At 26.1% G+C, this 20,044-nt stretch carries 11 protein-coding genes; 1 reads left to right on the top strand and 10 read right to left on the bottom strand.

The window, feature by feature from the left end; all coding sequences use genetic code 11:
• Positions 1–2 precede the first annotated feature (2 nt).
• The 9 genes from CLTHE_RS09860 to CLTHE_RS09820 all read right to left on the bottom strand — a co-directional run bounded on the left by CLTHE_RS09860 (position 3) and on the right by CLTHE_RS09820 (position 11,142).
• On the bottom strand, positions 3–812 hold the full coding sequence (locus CLTHE_RS09860; RefSeq protein ID WP_080023180.1) for a glycosyltransferase: 810 nt from the start codon (positions 810–812) through the stop codon (positions 3–5).
• A gap of 13 nt (positions 813–825) precedes the next feature.
• On the bottom strand, positions 826–1,932 hold the full coding sequence (locus CLTHE_RS09855; protein WP_080023179.1) for a glycosyltransferase family 4 protein: 1,107 nt from the start codon (positions 1,930–1,932) through the stop codon (positions 826–828).
• Positions 1,907–2,833, bottom strand: coding sequence for an NAD-dependent epimerase/dehydratase family protein (locus CLTHE_RS09850; RefSeq protein WP_080023178.1), 927 nt, complete (start codon positions 2,831–2,833; stop codon positions 1,907–1,909). Before CLTHE_RS09850 ends, CLTHE_RS09855 begins: the two co-directional genes overlap by 26 nt.
• A 1-nt stretch (position 2,834) precedes the next feature.
• Positions 2,835–3,437, bottom strand: coding sequence for a sugar transferase (locus CLTHE_RS09845; protein ID WP_080023177.1), 603 nt, complete (start codon positions 3,435–3,437; stop codon positions 2,835–2,837).
• The gene (locus CLTHE_RS09840; RefSeq protein WP_080023176.1) at positions 3,434–5,329 is read right to left on the bottom strand and encodes a polysaccharide biosynthesis protein; all 1,896 of its coding nucleotides are present in this window, start codon (positions 5,327–5,329) and stop codon (positions 3,434–3,436) included. Before CLTHE_RS09840 ends, CLTHE_RS09845 begins: the two co-directional genes overlap by 4 nt.
• A 442-nt stretch (positions 5,330–5,771) precedes the next feature.
• Positions 5,772–7,484, bottom strand: a complete 1,713-nt coding sequence (locus CLTHE_RS09835) for an SH3 domain-containing protein (protein WP_080023175.1) — start codon at positions 7,482–7,484, stop codon at positions 5,772–5,774.
• Between the two features lie 210 nt (positions 7,485–7,694).
• Positions 7,695–9,290 (bottom strand): peptide chain release factor 3, encoded by a 1,596-nt coding sequence (locus CLTHE_RS09830; RefSeq protein ID WP_002596823.1) that lies wholly within the window; start codon positions 9,288–9,290, stop codon positions 7,695–7,697.
• 431 nt (positions 9,291–9,721) lie between these two features.
• Positions 9,722–10,336 carry a copper homeostasis protein CutC gene (locus tag CLTHE_RS09825; protein WP_080023174.1) on the bottom strand — a complete coding sequence of 205 codons (615 nt, stop codon included), beginning with the start codon at positions 10,334–10,336 and terminating at the stop codon, positions 9,722–9,724.
• 209 nt (positions 10,337–10,545) lie between these two features.
• Positions 10,546–11,142: an AAA family ATPase gene (locus CLTHE_RS09820; protein WP_002596821.1), complete on the bottom strand. Its 597-nt coding sequence runs from the start codon at positions 11,140–11,142 to the stop codon at positions 10,546–10,548.
• Positions 11,143–11,587: 445 nt separating this feature from the next.
• On the opposite strand from CLTHE_RS09820, the gene CLTHE_RS09815 reads away from it, so the two are divergent.
• A complete protein-coding gene (locus CLTHE_RS09815; RefSeq protein WP_080023173.1) occupies positions 11,588–11,773 on the top strand; it encodes a hypothetical protein in 186 nt (61 codons plus the stop codon).
• A gap of 306 nt (positions 11,774–12,079) precedes the next feature.
• On the opposite strand, the gene CLTHE_RS09810 is transcribed toward CLTHE_RS09815, so the two are convergent.
• Positions 12,080–19,897, bottom strand: a complete 7,818-nt coding sequence (locus tag CLTHE_RS09810) for a GH36-type glycosyl hydrolase domain-containing protein (protein ID WP_080023172.1) — start codon at positions 19,895–19,897, stop codon at positions 12,080–12,082.
• Positions 19,898–20,044: the final 147 nt, after the last annotated feature.

Genomic DNA, 20,044 nt, shown 5'->3' with positions numbered 1-20,044 from the left:
ATTTAATCCCCTCTATACTTATTTTTTTGAATTTTTAAAATTAATTTATTTGGCATTAATCCCACTAATAATGGTTTTACTATGTAAGGTAATCCTTGTATTAAAATACCCATATTTTTAAAACCTTTGAATCTTACTACAACTTCATCTATTCTAAATTTATACTTTCTTTTTTTCATAGCTATAGGATTTACATAATATCTTAACAATGATTCTTCAAACGAATAACCTTTGCTACCATTAGCATACATTCTCATAAATAAATCGTAATCTTCTGCTCTTCGAGTTTCCTTTGCTATTCTGTACCCTCCAACTTTAATCAACTTATCTTTTCTAAACATTGTCGCTGGATGTACAAAACAACTTCCCCATAAAAAATCTTCCTTTTTCGGATATTTACATCTAATGGCTTGTTTATGTGTTATTCTTTCTCCATTAAAAATATCTATTGCTGATGATACTATATCTATATCAGAATTTTTCTCTAAAAAATTTATTTGCTTTTCAAATCGCTCTCTATAGCTATAATCATCATCATCCATTCTAGCTATAAATTCTCCACTTGCATTTTCCAAGCAATGATTCAACGTATACGCTAATCCCATATTTTTTTCATTTTTTATAACCAATATTCTTTTGTCTAATTTTGTTATTTCTTTAATTATGTTATATGTATCATCTTTAGATCCATCATCACAAATTATGAATTCAAAATCTTTAAAAGATTGATCTAATATAGATTGAATTGCTATTTTTGCTTTACTTCCATCCCCTATATTATAAACTCCCATTATTACACTTATTTTAGGCATATATCCTCCTTTTCTAATAACATTTACTTATTTCTTGTACAATTAAATTTACATCGTAAATTTTGGAGTATTCTAAAGATTTATTGCCTAAATAATCAATATTTTCAATATTATATAATTTAATTATTGCTTTTTTTGTGTGTTCAATATCTCCAACATTAACTATAAATCCATTTTTATTATTCATAACTAAATCCCTATTTCCTCTTATATCAGTTAATATAAGTGGTTTACTACACGCCATTGCTTCAATAACATTTTTAGGCAACCCTTCTCTATAAGACATAGATATCAATACATCACTTATATTTATCATTTCATTAACATCTTTTCTAAAACCTAATACCTTAACATTTTTTATATTATTATCTAATATATATCTTTTATTTTCTTCTAAAAGTTCACCATCTCCAATTAATATAGCTTTTATTTTAGAATTTATTTTTTCAATATCTTCTATAGCTTTAATAAGTTGAATTTGATTTTTATTTTTATTATGTTCCCCAACCATAATTAAAACAAAATCATCTATTTCTAATCCTACAGATTCCCTTAATTTTATTTTTGTTTCCTTGTCCATTGTTTTAAATTCTGAAAAATTTACCCCTACTCCATTAATTTTCCTAACATCATTACATTTAAATTTTTTTGCTACTCTATAATCCTCATCATTTATAGTTATAATTACATCAGTAAATTTAGAAAAAATTTTTTCTATATTTCCAAATATTAACCATGATAATTTGGAACTACCTTTATAAAAATGAAATCCATGTACAGTATAAATCATTCTTACATCATTAAAAAATATTTTTAAAAGTCTTGTATAAAAAGATGCAATAGGTGTATGAACATGTATAATATCATATTTTTCTTTTTTCTGTATTTTATACAATTTAAAAAAAGCTATTATGTTTTTATAATCTAATGGATTTCTAGTGAATGGTATATCATAAAATTTTATTCTATTATCTATTTTTTCTTTTTTTAATTTGTGTTCTCCTGTTAATTTACATGCACAATCAACTTGATGCCCTACATCAACCAGATGATTCATATGTGGAATAAAAAAAGTATTCACAGTCCTACTTATATTAGTAACATATAGTATCTTTTTCATCTTTTATACCCTCAATATCAAAATTTAATTTATTTACTTTATTAATCTTTTCACAACAATATATATTATTAGATATAAGTTTTATCGTATTCTCATAAATAAACTGATTTTTAATAGTTTTTTTATTTATAATACTAATAAACCTTATTAATAATTTAGGTATTATAATTTTATTTCTTTTTTTCTCATTTAAATTTATAAGATCATTAAAATTATATATTTTTTCATCTGCTATATTATATATTTCAAATTTCTCTTTTTCATAATTATTAATTATATAGACAATGGCTAAAAATATATTTTTTATATTACAGATGCTTAATTTAACCTTTCCATCACCAACTCTATATTGTATCCCTTTAACTTCTGTTCTCCTTTGAATATTCAGCATAAAATCTTTTGAATAAACTGGAGCAAGCCTAAAAATGGTAAAATTCCCTTTATAATTTTTTTGAATATATTCTTCTGATTTTTTCTTTGCTACTGCATAAGGGCTTTTGGGAAAACATTGATCTGTTTCTAAATATATATCTTTATCCATTCTTTCTCCATATACAGAGATTGTGCTGATAAATATAAAGTTTTTTAAATTTAAAATTTCATTACTCAAATCTGTTATATATTTTGTTGCTTCATAATTTACTTTCATAAACCTATCCTTTGATAAATCATTCCCTTTATTATGAGCAAGTGCAGCACAATGAATTATAAAATCTATATCTTTATTTTCTTCAAAAACTTTTTTCACTTCTTCTTTATCTGTAATATCACATTTATAATATTTATGACAGTTTTCATAAATATCTCTACGTCCTATCCCTATTATTTCATGTTCATTCTTTAAACTTTCGCATAAAAAGCTTCCAACAACTCCATAAACTCCTGTTATTAATATCTTCATGTTATTGCCTCACCTTTGTTTTATCTAATTTAATATCTTTCTTCCCCTCTTGTACTCCATCACTTTTTGCTACACTAATAATTGTTTTAAATATTATTTCTATATCAAACCCAAAGCTTCTATTATCTAAATAATATTTATCTAATTCAACTTTTTCATTTAATGGAATTTCATCTCTTCCATTTATTTGTGCCCATCCTGTAAGCCCTGGAACCAACTTATGAATTCCTTTTTTAGTTCTCATTTCTTTTAAATCTAATTGATTATAAAGAGCTGGTCTTGGTCCAACTACACTCATCTCACCTCTTATAATATTTATAAGTTGTGGTAATTCATCAAGGCTTGTCTTTCTTAAAACTTTTCCTATTTTAGTTATATATTTATCTGGATTTTCTAAAAGATGTGTAGCAACATTTGGTGTATCAATTCTCATTGTTCTAAATTTTAATATATAAAACTCTTCATTATCTTTTCCTATCCTTCTTTGTTTAAAAAAGATTGGTCCTGGAGATGATAATTTTATTATTAAAGAAATTATTAAAAATAGTGGTAAAAAAAATATAAATCCTATTAAACTGCTAATTAAATCAAATACCCTCTTCATATTTTCACCCCTTCACAAGTTGCTGCAACTTCATCTTCAAAACTCTCTTTTCCTTCTTCCCCAGGCTCTATATAAGTAGTAACTATCTCTTTCATTTTCATTTTTAAAGCCTCTTTATCTTTATTTAATGCAACATCTCTTAAAATAAATATTTCTCTTTTTAAATCTTCAAAATCTATATCAGAAGGTTCTCCTATAAATATTTTTTTATTTTTAGTAGATTTTAATCCTTCTTCATCCATAAGAAGCTCTTCATAAAGCTTTTCTCCTGGTCTTAAACCTGTTATTTCTATTTTTATATCTTCTTCTGGTTCATATCCTGAAAGCCTTATTAGCTTTTTAGCTAAATCATATATTTTTACTGATTTACCCATATCAAGTATAAATATTTCTCCACCTTCTGCATAAGCTCCAGCTTGAAGTACAAGTTGTGCTGCTTCTGGTATTAGCATAAAATATCTTGTTATTTCTTTATGTGTAAGAGTAACTGGTCCACCTTCAGCTATTTGCTTTTTAAATAATGGAATTACAGAACCATTGCTTCCAAGTACATTTCCAAATCTTACTGCAACAAACTCTGTTTTACTCTTTTTATCTATTCCTTGTATTATCATTTCACAAAGCCTTTTTGTTGCTCCCATTATATTGGTAGGATTAACAGCTTTGTCAGTTGAAATAAGAACAAATCTTTCTACATTGTACTCATTTGCACATTCTGCAACATTAAGTGTTCCCATAACATTATTTTTTATTGCTTCTTCCGAATTATTTTCCATCAAAGGAACATGCTTATGAGCTGCTGCATGGAAAACTACATTTATATTTTCTTCTGCAAATATTTTATTTAATCTATCTTTATCTCTTACAGAAGCTATTATTGTTCTTAAATCTAAATCACTATATTTTCTTTTAAGTTCATTTTGAATATCATAGGCATTATTTTCATATATATCTAAAATTATTAATCTTTTTGGACTATGTTTTGCTATCTGTCTGCAAAGCTCTGATCCTATAGATCCTCCGCCTCCAGTTACTAAAACTGTTTTATTTTTTATATATCCTTTAATACCTTCTTTATCTAACTTTACTTCTTCTCTTCCTAAAAGGTCTTTTATATCAACTTCCCTCATTTGAGTTGCTTGTACTTTACCTTCAATTATTTCACTTATACCTGGAACAATTTTAAGTTTAGCTTTTGTTTTTTGGCATATTTCAAGAATTTTTCTCTTCTCTTCCGAATTTATTGTAGATATAGCAATTATTATTGTTGTTATTCCTTCTTCTCTAACTACATTTTGTATTTCATTTCTAGTTCCAACTACTTTTATTCCATGTAGAACTTTTCCCACTTTACTTTTATTATCATCAATTATACAAATTGGAATCATATTTAATTTTCTATTGTTAAGCATTTCATTTATAATTGAGCTTCCACTAGAACCTGCTCCTATTATCATCACTCTTTCATTTCTATCAATAATCTTTAATTGACCATAAATAGCAATTCTTCTTATTACTCTAAACGAAAATCTAATTCCTATCACTAATAAAAATGTTATAATTCCTGATAAAATAACATTTTCAACAAGAATATTTTTTCCTAATATTGCAAATAAAAGTATTATTGATGTTCCAATAGTGATTGCACCTATTCCTTTTATTCCTTCATCAATTCCTGCGATTCTCCATACGCTTTTATACATATTAAATAAACTTAAACTTATTATATAGATTATTATTCCTAAAGAAATAAATGACATATCATTTCTAAATTCATTTATTCCTTCTCCTAAACCATATTTAAAAATATAACTTAATATAAATGCTATATTAATGCATAAGGTATCTATTAGCATTAATATTAAAACCCTTCCTTTTAAATTCTCTCTCATTTTATTCCCTCATCTCATAATACTGTAATCTAGACTTAATTTTTCTTAATCCCCACATTTTATGTACTATTCGTTAATTATTGTAACATAAAATTAATTTTTTTAAAATATTTAATGAATTTATATTGTTATTTTTTGACTTTTTTATTACTTTTACAAAATATTATACTTTTTTTTAAATTATTTTGTTAATTTTTATTAATTTATCCAAAGTATTTCATAACTTTTTAAATTTAAATTAAAAATTATTTTATTCATAGTAATTCATTTATAAAAAATTTCCTATTTTATCTACTTATCCTTACTAATATAATTCTTTATATGTATTTCTCTAATAAATTTATAAAAAAGACATTAACATAATTATTATGTTAATGTCTTTAATTATTTTAGTTGAATTTAAACTACAAAAATTTTCTCTAATACAACTATATATACATATTTACCTTACATATTGAGCTGACACATACCCATACCCATTACCATATTTTATTTTATGCCAACCATTCTTTGTTTCTACTATTGTTACCGTTGATCCGCCTCTTACAGCACCAATTTTAGAATAATTAGTTCCTCTTCCTGACCTAACATTTAAAACATCAGCTGTTACTTTTCCCGTTTTTTGTATATTTTCTGAATTATTTGCTGACCCATTTGAACTAGTAGAGTTTATTTTTATATAGCTTGAACTTACATATCCATAGCTACTTCCATATTTTATTTTATGCCATCCATTTTTTGTTTCTACTATTGTTACTGTTGATCCATTTCTTAATGAACCTATAACTTTATGGCTTGTACCTGCTCCACTTCTTACATTTAAAATACTTGCTGTTACTTTTCCTGTTTTTTGTGTACTTCCTGAATTACTTGGTGGTCTTACTGTATTTCCTGAATTATTTGCTGAGCCATTTGAGCTAGTAGAATTTATTTTTATATAACTTGAACTTACATATCCATAACTACTTCCATATTTTATTTTGTACCATCCATTTTTTGTTTCTACTACTGTTACTGTTGAACCATTTTTTAATGAACCTATAACTTTATAGCTTGTCCCTGCTCCACTTCTTACATTTAAAGCACTTGCTGTTACTTTTCCTGTTTTTTGTGTACTTCCTGAATTACTTGGTGGTTTTGCAGTATTTCCTGAATTATTTGTTGAGCCATTTGAGATAGTAGAATTTATTTTTATATAACTTGAACTTACATATCCATAGCTACTTCCATATTTTATTTTATGCCAACCATTTTTTGTTTCTACTACTGTTACTGTTGAACCATTTTTTAATGAACCTATAACTTTATAGCTTGTCCCTGCTCCACTTCTTACATTTAAAGCACTTGCTGTTACTTTTCCTGTTTTTTCTGTAATGCCTGAATTACTTGGTGGTTTTGCAGTATTTCCTGAATTACTTGGTGGGTTTCCAGTATTTCCTGAATTATTTGGTGGTATAACAGGTTTTTCTGGCTGTGTTGTTGGAGGCTTAGGTTCTACTGGTGTTGTTGGATTTTCTCCCTTTTCTATATTTTCAATTTCTTTAGTCATTTTTAACACTTTTTCTCCATACTGTTTATCACTTGCCCATGCCCCTGAAAGTCCTAATACAGATTTTGCTCTTCCAAAAATAAAAGAAAAATGTCTTGGATCTTTTGTTTCTACTCTTGGATATCCATTTGCTCCAGCATAAAGAGCTAAATGATCTAAATGAGCACTAATTCCATCTTCCCATGAATCAAATTTTTGATGTGCATTAGGATCACTATCAGTATTGCCTCCAGCTTCTTTAGTCTTCATTCCACATGGATTATTATAACTTTCATCTATAACTCCTCCGAAATTACCATATCCTGTTTCAAGTGCTGATTGAGCATATGCAACTATAGGATTAATTCCACCATGTGATGAATATAATTTCATATATTTAGGCGCTAAACTTATAAAAGTTTCAGTTGCTCCTTTAGATCTTGCCCATTTTTGCATTTGCTCTACACTTGCTGTTGGAGAAGATATAATACTTTTATCTTCATTTTTTATTTCTAATTGACTACTTGTACTAACTAAATTATTAGCATATGCAATACTATTAGACATAACTACATTACTTGCTAATGCTATTAACATAATTAGACTTAAAATCTTTTTCTTTTTCATAAATTCTCCCCTTATAACTTTCATAAAATAGTTTATTTTACATTTTATTCAATTAATTTTAACATATTTTTCTTATTTTGTCTTTTATAAGAGTAAAAAAAGCATTATAAAATCTTATTTCACATATAAAATTAAGATCTTTTCTTGATATCATAAAAATAAAAAAGAAATTCCTAAAATTTTCTAGGAATTTCTCTATATTTTTAATTTCTATTCTGCTTTACCTACATCTGAAAGTACAATTCCTTCATTATGCTCTAATGCCCATGTAATTCCCCATGTATTTTGGAATATTAATAGGTTTCTATCTTTAAAGTCTGTAACTTTCTTTGTATCTGATGTTAAATTTAATTTATCTACATCTATATTACTATCATTTTCTATCCATCTTACAAATCTATATGGAAGTCTTTCCATTTTTATATCAACATTGTATTCATTCTTTAATCTGTATTCTAATACTTCAAATTGTAGTACCCCAACAACTCCAACTATTATTTCTTCCATACCTATGTGTAATTCTTTAAATACTTGGATAGCTCCTTCTTGTGCAATTTGTGTAACACCTTTTACGAATTGTTTTCTCTTCATTGAATCTATTGGTCTTACTCTTGCATAATGTTCTGGTGCGAATGCTGGTATTCCTTCAAATTTAAATTTCTTTGAAGGTGTACAAATTGTATCTCCTATTGAGAATACTCCTGGGTCAAATACCCCAATTATATCTCCTGCATAAGCTTCTTCAACTATTTCTCTATCTTGTGCCATAAATTGTTGTGGTTGTGCAAGTTTTATTTTTTTATTTTCTTGCATGTGGAAATAATCTTTTCCTTTTTCAAATTTTCCTGAACAAATTCTCATAAATGCTATTCTATCTCTATGAGCTTTATTCATATTTGCTTGAATTTTGAATACGAAAGCTGAAAATTCTTCGTCAAATGGATCTATTTCTCCTATGCTTGAATTTCTTCCAAGTGGTGAAGTTGTCATTTCTAAGAAATGCTCTAAGAATGGTTCTATACCAAAGTTTGTAAGAGCTGATCCAAAGAATACTGGTGTAAGTTCTCCAACTCTAACTTTTTCTATATCAAATTCATCACCTGCTATATCAAGTAATTCGATATCTTCCATTAATTTATCATGAAGAGCTTCTCCTAATAATTCTCTAAATTTAGGATCACTTGGATCTCCTGTAATAGTTTCAACTTCATTTTGACCGTGATTACCACCATTAAATACTATTATTCTATTATTATCTCTTTCATATATTCCCTTGAAATCTTTACCTGAACCTATTGGCCAGTTCATTGGATATGTTTTTATTCCAAGTTCATTTTCTATATCTTCTAATAATTGGAATGGATCTTGTGATTCTCTATCCATTTTGTTTATTAATGTGAATATTGGCATTTCTCTTAATGAACAAACGTGGAATAACTTTCTTGTTTGATCTTCCACCCCTTTAGCTGCGTCAACTACCATTACTGCTGAGTCAGCTGCTATAAGAGTTCTATATGTATCCTCTGAGAAGTCTTGGTGACCTGGTGTATCAAGGATATTTATACAATGTCCACCATAGTTAAATTGCATTACTGATGAAGTAACAGAAATACCTCTTTGCTTTTCTATTTCCATCCAGTCTGAAACTGCATGTGCTGAAGCTTTTCTTGCCTTAACTGAACCTGCAAGTCTTATAGCTCCTCCATATAATAAGAATTTTTCTGTTAATGTTGTTTTACCAGCATCAGGGTGAGATATGATGGCAAAGGTTCTTCTTTTTTCTATTTCGTTTCTTAAATCAGACAAAACTATTCCTCCTAAAGCTCTAAATTTATAATAAAGTTTAATTTTCTTCTTATATTTTCACTATCCCTCATTATATCATAGTATTTCTCTATGTAAAAGTACTTAACATTTAGCTATTTAATTGAATTTTTGAAATCTTATCCTATTAAAATTTTTATTTTCAAATTTTATTATTGTTTATAAATTTTCTTAAGTTAATTTATATCTGTTATAAATATAATTTTCATATTCTAAAAATCTATTTAATCAAAATAAATACATACTTTTATTCTAAAGAAAACATTTTAATATTCTAAAATCAAATTTAGTTAAAATATTTTCCATATAATATTTTTATCATTTAACCAAATAAAAAACCTCTTAAGTTAAATTATTTTATTAATTCTAACTTCAAGAGGTTTTTAAACTTATTTTATTACAAAATTTATATTCTATACTATTCTAGTACCATGTATTTCTTTAGCACCAGTTTTTTCTATTATATAATCTCTATTGCTCTTATTTATCCCTTTACCAGGCATTATTATTATTCTATCACCTGCATAATCAACAAGCTTCCTTAAAGTATTCCAGTTATAAAGAGCATCTTTTTTTCCACCCTTAGTTAATATTCTATCTACTCCAAGTTCACTTAACTTATCAATAGCCTCTTTCATTTCTTCTAATGTATCTAATTCATCAAATGCCATATGGAAAGTAGTTTCCATATCTCCTTTTACTGATAACAGTTCTTTTACACAATCATAATCTATTCCAGTTTCATTTAAAGCTCCTATTACTATTCCATGAGCTCCTGCTTCTTTTACCATTTCTATATCCATTTTCATTATTTCAATTTCTTCTTTTGAATATATAAATTTTCCACCTCTTGGTCTTATTATTACCATTACTGGAATATCAACATCTTCAATTATCTTTTTTATATTTCCATAACTAGGAGTTGTTCCATCTTCCATTAAGTTATCACAAAATTCTATTCTATCTGCTCCTTTTTTAAAGCCTTCTATTCCATCTTTATAACTTCCTACGCAAATCTCATAAATCATATCTTTTCCTCACCTTAACTCTCGTATTTTCTAAAAGTATTTTTACAATTCTAGTTATATCACGAATTAATTGCCTTTTAAAGAATTTTTTTATTACTTTTATATAAATAAAAAATAACAATTTAGCTTTTATACTAAATTGTTATTTTTTAATTTGTATTCTAATATTAGTTTATACAAAGCAAACTTAAATATTCTTTTATTATAACTTAATTTGCTTTTGTTTCCTTTATTGCTAACTTAATCTCTTTTTTATCTAATCCAACTTGCTTAAGGATTTTTTCTGATCTTTCTTTTGTTGAACCTGAAATAGTTGTAAAGTTAACATTTTCAGCTTCTAAGAATGATAATATAGCTTTATCTATAGCAATTGCTATATCTTCATCTTGCCATCTTACTCCATCTTTTTCATATCCAAATTCTCTTGGAACAAAGAATATATGGTCATATTTTTGTAAATCCCTTAATGCTAATACATATAAATCTTTTAATATTTCAATTTCCTTTTTAGTTCTCTTTTTATTTCCAAGCATAAATCTACCATATATGTATGGTAAAAATGTTGCATAATCTGTTAATGCATAATCAAAACAATTTAATGAATCTTCTATTTGAGCTTGCCCTAAATATATACCATATTGTTCTGATATATTTTCTATCATACCTTTATCTCTTAAATAATCTGTACTATATTCTGTTACTGCTCCAACATTTAAATCTCTTATTTTTAAATCTACATATAATTGTTGTATTAATGTTGTTTTTCCACATCTTGGGCCACCTAATATAGCTATTCTAATTGGCATAGTTACTCTCTCCTCCGTATCTTTAGCGAACCGTTATATTTAAATATTTAATTTAAATATTATTTATCTTTCTGAATACTTTTAAATTATATCAACATATTATTCGTATGTCCACATAACAAATAATAGAAAACTACTATAATTATCCCCTTATTCTTCAACCACTCAAATTAATTAAAATTCCCTATCACAATAACTAATTTAAACCGAATTTCTTTATTATTCTTAATTAATAAATTTTAATTTAAATCTTGATTCTATATTTTTCATGTTTAAATTTAATTTCTCTTATCTAATTAATTAAATTATTATTTATCCAATTGCTTAATTATATATCTAATTACTTAAATTATTTGCTTAATCAAATCACTATAAAATTTACTTATAACTCTACAGAATAATTTTAACTTATATGTACAAACTATATATAAAGGAGTTGATTTTTATGAAAAGTAAAAAAAATAATGTTTATACACCAGAAATTAGAACTGCTTATGATCCAACAGATAAAGAATTAACTAATGCCTATGAATCTGAATACAAAACAAAGGGAACTAATCCAAAAAAGGATCCAGTTGCTGCTAACAATATTTCATGTCCTGAATTTGATTATACTGAAGAACCATATTAAAAAATTTAATTATAAAAAATAAGAGCTATATAAAACTATTTTTTAATATAAATATTTTGTATAGCTCTTTTTATTATATAAATTGCTTTTATATGAATTATCTTTATATTCTATAAAATACTTTTTCTTAATTAAATATTTATTTCCTTTTATTTTTACCTTTTAAACATAAAAAGAGCAGATTACTAGATTATCAAACCGCTAGTACTGCTCTTTTTTAATATAAATAACAATTTTATAGTACTTTCATTTTATGTTTTTAATGTTAGCTTTATTACTTTTTATTTCATTTATAAAATAAATAGTTTATTCTTTAAACTCAACTTCTATAAAACTCTCTCCTAGTCCTTTTTCTATTGTATCTCCATTTATCTCTTTACCATTAATAATAATCTTGTTTTCATTTGATCTCTTGACATGTATTTTATATTTCTCTTCTTTTATTTCTATAGAGAATTCATCTATATAATTTGGTAAATTAGGTTTTATAGAATATCCTTTTCCTTCTATTATATTGAATCCTAATATATTTTGTAATCCAACTTTATACATCCAACCTGCTGCTCCTGTATAATAGCTCCAGCCTCCTCTTCCTTCATAAGGCTTTTTAATATAAACATCTGCACTCATAACATAAGGTTCAACTTTATATTTATCTGCATCTTCTTTTGTTTTTGTGTGGCTTATTGGATTTATCATACTATAAAAACCATAAGCTTTATTATTTTCTCTAAGTTTTGAAAAGGCTAAAATAACCCAAATAGCAGCATGAGTATATTGTCCTCCATTTTCTCTAACACCTGGAACATATCCTTTTATATATCCTGGTTCTAGTTTTGATTTTGCAAATGGTGGATGAAGAAGTTTTATTAGCCCATTTTCTTTATCTACTAAATACTTCTCAACTGACTCCATAGCTTTTTTTCCTCTTTCTTTACTTCCAAGTCCAGATATAATTGAAAAACTTTGTGAAAGAGAATCTATAAAGCATTCATCATTTTCTTTTGAACCAAGAGGAGTTCCATCATCAAAAAATGCTCTTCTATACCATTCTCCATCCCAAGCATTTAGCTCTATGTTTTGAACTAAAGTATCTAGAGTATTTTTATATTCTCTTCCTCTTTCCTCTTCATTCATATATTCACATATAGGAATAAATTCTTTTAATATTTCAGCTAAGAACCATCCAAGCCAAACACTTTCCCCTTTTCCTTTATTTCCTACAGTACTCATTCCATCATTCCAATCTCCACTACCCATTAGCGGAATTCCATTAGAACCAAATTTTAATGATTTATCAATTGCTTTTATACAATGATTATAAATAGAGTCTTCTGGAAGAAGATTATTTACAACAGTATACCTTTCATCCTCTCCTTCTCTTAAAGGACTATCATCTAAATAAGGTGCTTTTTCTGTTAAAATACTTTTATCTCCTGTTAGCCTTATATATTCTATAACTCCATAAGGCATCCAAAGTAAATCATCTGAAAATCTTGTTCTAATTCCACTATTAACAATAGGATGCCACCAATGCTGAACATCTCCTTCAATATATTGTCTACTTGCATTTTTTATTATTTGTTCTCTAAGTATTTCTGGTCTACTTATAGCAAGAGCTAAAGAATCTTGCATTTGGTCTCTAAATCCGTAAGCTCCTCCTGATTGATAAAATGCAGTTCTGCTTAAATATCTACAATTATAATTTTGATATAAAAGCCATCCATTCATCATATAATCAAAAGACTTATCTCCTGTATTTACTTTTATATTTCCTAGGAAATTATCTAATTCTACTTTTAATTCATTTAATTCTTCAAAAACTTTATCGATATTTTTATATTTTTGTATTTTTTCATCTATAGCTTCAAAGCTTTCTTCTTCACCTAATATACCTATTAAAGTAATTTCTTCTCCAATATCAAGAACTATATTTTTTTGTGTAAGTAAGCAAGGTCTATATGAACCTCCACACCTTTCACTTAAATTTTCTTCCCATGTTTCAATTAAAGTTTTTTGAGCTTCTTCTATATCACAAGTGTAGGAATTTTTACCATCTCCTATAATAGTTGAATATGCTATTTTCTTTCCAAAACTTTTTGAATACGGATTTTTTCCATAAGCATATTCTTCATTTATTCCTGTATAAATTTTTTCACTATCTTTTCTCTTATTTTCGCTCATTGCTAATTCGTTATAATAAAATACTGAAATGCTCTTTTCTTCTTCACTTACATTTTTAAGCTTTATTATTTGAAGTTTTAAATCTTCATCTCTTGGAACAAATACTGTTATACTTCCTTCTATACATCTATGTCTATGCTTAAAAGTTGAAAATCCAAAGTTATGATTTACTATATATTCTTCTCCATCATCAAAAGGTTTTTTAAATATAGAAAATAAATCTTGGTCTGTGTTATCTTTCATCCAGATTCCTTCATACATAGGATCTTTTATGTAGTCATTACTCCAAGGTGTAATTTTATTTTCTCTACTATTTCCACACCAAGTATAGCTAGCACCTGACTCTGAAATATGTGTTCCAAAATTCTTATTACTTAAAACATTAATCCAAGGTCTTGGAGTGTTTTCTTTATTTTTTAGCTTTATAACATAACTACCATCTTCTTTATTAAATCCACCATACCCATTAAAGAAATCTAAATTATCAGATGTACTATCTTCTATTTCCCCTTTTATTTCATCAAGCTCTTCTTCTTCAACCTTAATATCATTTAAATGCAATAGATATTTGCAATCTTTTTCTATTTCTCTATTTAAATCTGAATATCTTTGAAGTAATTTTATCTTGCTTTCTAAATCTTTATCCTCTTCTTCATCAACATAAATAGAACAAATTCCAATTAAGAAATTAAAGAATTCTTCATCTAACTGTTCTTTATTAAAAACAAAAATATTCTTTATCTCATCTCCTCTAATTGCTCTTATCCATCTATCTATTTCTCTTCTATTTGTATTATAATAATCAGTTTCTTCATTATTATAAATAATTAAGTCTAATTCAACTCCCTTTATCTCTAAATAATAATGAAGTGATACCATATCTTTTAATAAATATTTATTTTTATTATATTTTAGTAAAAGAATCTTTTTATCTCCAGATATTCCATATCTCCAAAGATCTTCTTGATGCATATTTATATTTTTTATAAAACTTTCTCTATATTTTCTGTTTCCACCTATATACAATATTTCTTTTAATATTTTTTCATATAAATTTGCTTTTTCAGAATTTATATAAATTTTATTTAAAAGAATACTAGCCATTTTATTATATTTTCTTTTTAAACTCACTAAATCTTTTGAAGATTTATGTTCTTTTATTTTTTTAACTATTTCTCCTTTATCCATTGTATATCCTATTATTAAACAAAGAGTTTTTTCTTCACCTTTTTCTAGTTTTAATTTTCTTCTCATTGCTATAATAGGATCTAAAGGTGCTGAAGCTTCATTATCTAGCTCTTTTTCTAATCCAATTGGATCTTTAAGATTTCCATTCCTTCTAATGAAATTCTCTCTTCTTGTTTCATATTGTATTCTTTCTTTATCATCATCTTCATCTAATACAAATAATGTTGTAAAAATATATTTTTCATCATCTTCTTTTCTTCTAACACGCCTTTTCCCAATAATGACATTTTCACCATTTAAGAATTCTGTTTCTATAAAAAGATTGGAAAAAGTAGTATGAGCTAAATCTCCTTCTAAAGTAGTTAAAATTGGCTCTAAATAAGATGTAACTTCTAATTCTAAATTTTCATCTCTAAGATTTTTTATTTTTAATTTTCTAATTTCAATATTATTTTCCCCAGAAATTAAAATCCTCAAAGTTGTATCTATAGAATTTTCTATCTTATGTATTTCACTTTTTTCTAATGAAAACCTAACCTTATATTTTTCTCCTATATTATTAAATGGATAATATGTTGGACTTTGGACATTACCATCTTTCATATCCTTTATGTAAAATAAAACTCCACCTTCTTCTGAAAGAAAGTCTCCTCCCCATCTATATAAAAGGTCATTTTCACATTTAGAATATCCTCCTCCTAATGTGTTTAACATAACAGAATATCTTCCATTAGAAAGAATATTTACATCTTTATCTAATATATCAGAATCTGTTATTATTCTTTCAGAGAAAATGTTAGTCTTAACTTTAAATTCTTCATTAATTAAAGCTCCTCTTTCTCCTTCATATAGATTATCTTTCTTTTCTTTTAAAAGTAATTCTGTAGCTTTAACTTCTGGAATATTATGAAATCTATTTATCATAATATTATTTTTTAAAACATTATCTAAAGCTAAAAGAGACATTCCTAAGTGATGTACCATATATGTTTTTATTAATAAACCATTTTTTCTCTTTTTATTTTCAGGTATACTCTCTATTTCTTCACTTATAACTTCTTCTTTTAAAAGCTTATTTATTCTATTAGGTGTATAATCTATAGATTCAATAAATCCATATTTTCCATAGGCACCTTCATCTTGCATAATTCTTAAATTTTTTATACACTTTTCTCTTTCAAATTGTAATCCCATTAAAGAAGAATATGGAGATACAACAATCTCTTCTTCAACTTCTCTTTTCATTCTTAAGCTTGGAACTCCAAAAGCTTTATATTGATAATTTTTTTCTAAATCAAATTTATAAAAAGCTGATTCTGATATCCCAAATGGAACTTTTTTTCTTCTTCCATAATTTATTTGAGCTGATAAAACTCCTTCATAAGTGCTATCTAATACACTTCCTTTAAAATTTTTCATTATTAATGAAGGCATTAAATATTCAAACATAGTTCCACTCCATGAAAGTAGAGTCTTTTTCATGAATATACTTCTACAACCTCTTCTTAATTTAAACCAATGACTTTCATCAACTTCGCCTCTAGCAATAGCTAAAAATGAAGCAACTCTAGCTTCTGAAGCAAGTAAATCATAATGCGCTTTTCCAAAACTATCTTCTTCTAAGTTATATCCTATATAAAATAAATCTTTCTTTTCATCATATAACTCTTTAAAATTCATTTCATCTATAAATTTATTTAAAAGCTCAATAGTTTCACTTTCTTCTTTTGCATTTTCTAAAATAAACTCTTTTACTATCATTAAATAAGAAAGCAAATTTCCACTATCAACTGTTGAAATATATCTTGGCATTAATGGATTTTTATTTTGAATATCATACCAATTTAGAAAATGTCCATGCCATCTTTCTAATTCATCCATTGATTTTAAAGTTTTATTTATTCTATAAACAGCATCTTTTATTCCTATAAAATTTAAATCATAAGCCACTACATTAGCCATAAGAGCTAATCCTATATTAGTTGGTGATGTTCTTTTTGCATCACCTCTAAAAGGCTCTTCTTGATAATTGTCTGGTGGAAGCCAGTTATTTTCTTCATTTACAAGGTCGTCATAATACTTCCATGTATCCTTTGCAATATTAAAAAGATAATCCATTTCTTCTGTTTTTAAAATTTCTTCTTCATCTTCTTTACTTATTGCATAAGCTAAATATGGTGATAGAATCCATAATATTCCTATCCAAAAAGTAAAAGCTGCTATCTCTTCCATAGCCACAAAACTTAAAATCATAGTTATTATTCCACTAACAACTGAAAACCACATTTTACTATAATAAAAACTTATAGTAGTCTTTTCATCTCTGTCCGCTATATCAGAAGCTCGCCACTCTAAAAGATGTTTTTTAGTTATAAAAACTCTACCCAAAGTTTTAAAAATTGCACTTAACATAATATAAGTTTGATATGGTATAAAACTTAATATAAACAATACTTGAACTAAAGTTTTTCCACTACCATTTAATTTATGTTTAGGTGTTACAACAAAATCTGTAACTCTAAATAAAATTGGTGCTATTACTGCTAAAAATAATATAGTTACTACACCTTTTCCTCTATTTAAGAATGTTAATGAAATCCATAAACCAAATAAAAGCCAAGGAGATAGAAGACTTCTTCTCAAATTATCAAATATCTTCCATTTAGATATAGCTTTTAAATCTCTAGAAAAAAGCCATTTTATAAGTTGCCAATCTCCCCTAACCCATCTATGTAATCTAATTACACTTGAAAAATATGTTTTTGGATATTCTTCAATGAATTCGCAATCTGTTATAAGTCCACACCTATTTAATTCCCCTTCTAATAAGTCATGGCTTAATATACTATCCTCCTCAATTTTTCCGGTTATAGTTTTCATAAATGAATTTATATGTAATATTCCTTTTCCAGTAAAAGAACCTTTTTTAAATCTATCTTGATATGTATCTGAATATGCTGTAGAATACCCATCTACTCCACTATCTCCAGCAAATATTTTAGAAAAATAAGTTTTATTTTTACTCTCTAAAGAAATAGAAACTTTAGGTTGTAACATTCCATACCCTCTAACTACTTTTCCATTAGAAACCTTTGGATTATTTAGAGGATGAGCCATTGCACCTACAAGTCTTTTTAATGTATTTCTTTTCATAAATGTATCTGTATCTAAAGTAATCAAATATTTTGCTGATTTTATATCCTCAATATTTCCTGAGAAAAAGCTAAAGGTTGTTTTTGTCCCACCTCTTAATAGATTCATAAATTCTACTAATTTTCCTCTTTTTCTTTCCCATCCTATGTATTTTCCTTCACTTTTATCATAAATTCTAGTTCTTGTAGCCATAAAAAATATATATTTTCCATCTCTATTTTCTATGTCTTTTATGTATTTTTTATTTAAATAATCTATTTTTTCTTTTCCATAGTTATTTAATTCTTGTTCTATCTCACAAGATTCATTTTTATTATCTTCAAAATCTCCTAAGATAACAAAAAATGCTTCTTTATCTTTATTTCCTAAATAAGTTACCTCTATATTTTTAATTAACTTATCTATCTTTTTCTTAGATTCAAACATTGTAGGAATTACTACTACAGTTCTATTTTCTTCTCCTATTCCATTTTCAAAATTAATTTTGGGAATATGATTTAATTTATGTGATTTAGGAGTTCTATAATTTATCCATGCAACTATCATTTCGCTACAAGGTAAAAGTATAATAAAAAAGCTCAATATATAATCTCTTAATGTATTATATGGCCATTCAAATAAGGCACTAAAAATAATTACTCCTAACGCTAAAAGGATAGTTCCAAAAATATTCCAAAGAATAAATCTCCCCTCAGAATCTGGATTTTCAATAGTCGTTATTTTTAACTCATTTAAAAGCTCTTTATATCCTTCATCGCATAAATAGTATCCTATATGAGTAGTATAAATTTCTCCTCCTGATACTTTTGCTTTTTTAGCTAAATTTAAAGCTGCCTCAACAACTATATTTTGGTTTAATTCATTTTTCTTAGCTATATCTTCAACTTTGTGTCTATAATAATCCTTTGAATCTTCATCCATAATAAGATATGTTCCACTAGGATCTTTTTCTAAAGTTTTTTCAAGTTTTGATATATTTCTAAAAACATATGCCCAATCTACATTATCTAGCTCTCTAAGAGAAGATATACTTCTTTCAATTTCCTCTTCTAATTTTTCATTTATAAAAATATCTTTATGTTCTTCTTTACTTTTATAAAATTCTTCAACCTTTTTAACTTCATTACAAATTTTTATAAGAAGGCAAATTTTAAGCATAATAGGTATTGAAATAACTTCCCCATAAATTAAACTATCATTTTTTTCTAAAATAAACTCTGATAAATTTTCTGCTTTTATAGGCACTCTATTATCAATAATCTTTTTAACTAAAGTATATACTCTAGGAAGTACAGACTTATCATCGCAACGAGATTTCTTCTTTTTTTTATTCTCTTCTTTACTTTCTAATTTATAGCTTCTTTCTAAATCTATTGGTAAATCTAAAAGATATTCTTCTGGTAAATTCTTTTTTACAAACTTAAATTCCCTTTCTAAAAGATATGTATTATCTAAAATCCATTCACTTGCTCCAGTTTTTAATCCACCATTTTTAATCTCTTTTTGTATTACTTTATAAGATTCCTTTAGAGAACTATAGGCATTATTTAAATCTTTTAATAAATTTTTTTTAGCTTTTTTTAATTTTTTATCATTCATTTTGAAGACCTCTCTCTTTCTCTAAAAATCATACATTTTCTAAGAGATAGTTTTACCAATAACCTTAAAATTTATTACTTACGCAATTTACTAATGCCCATACAGCTTGTATTTTTATCTAAATTATGTTAAATTTGAATAGAGATT

The sequence above is a fragment of the Clostridium thermobutyricum DSM 4928 genome (genome assembly GCF_002050515.1).
Taxonomy (GTDB): Bacteria; Bacillota; Clostridia; order Clostridiales; family Clostridiaceae; genus Clostridium; species Clostridium thermobutyricum.
Note: the sequence above shows the minus strand (reverse complement) of the source record. Positions and strands in the feature narration are given on the sequence as shown.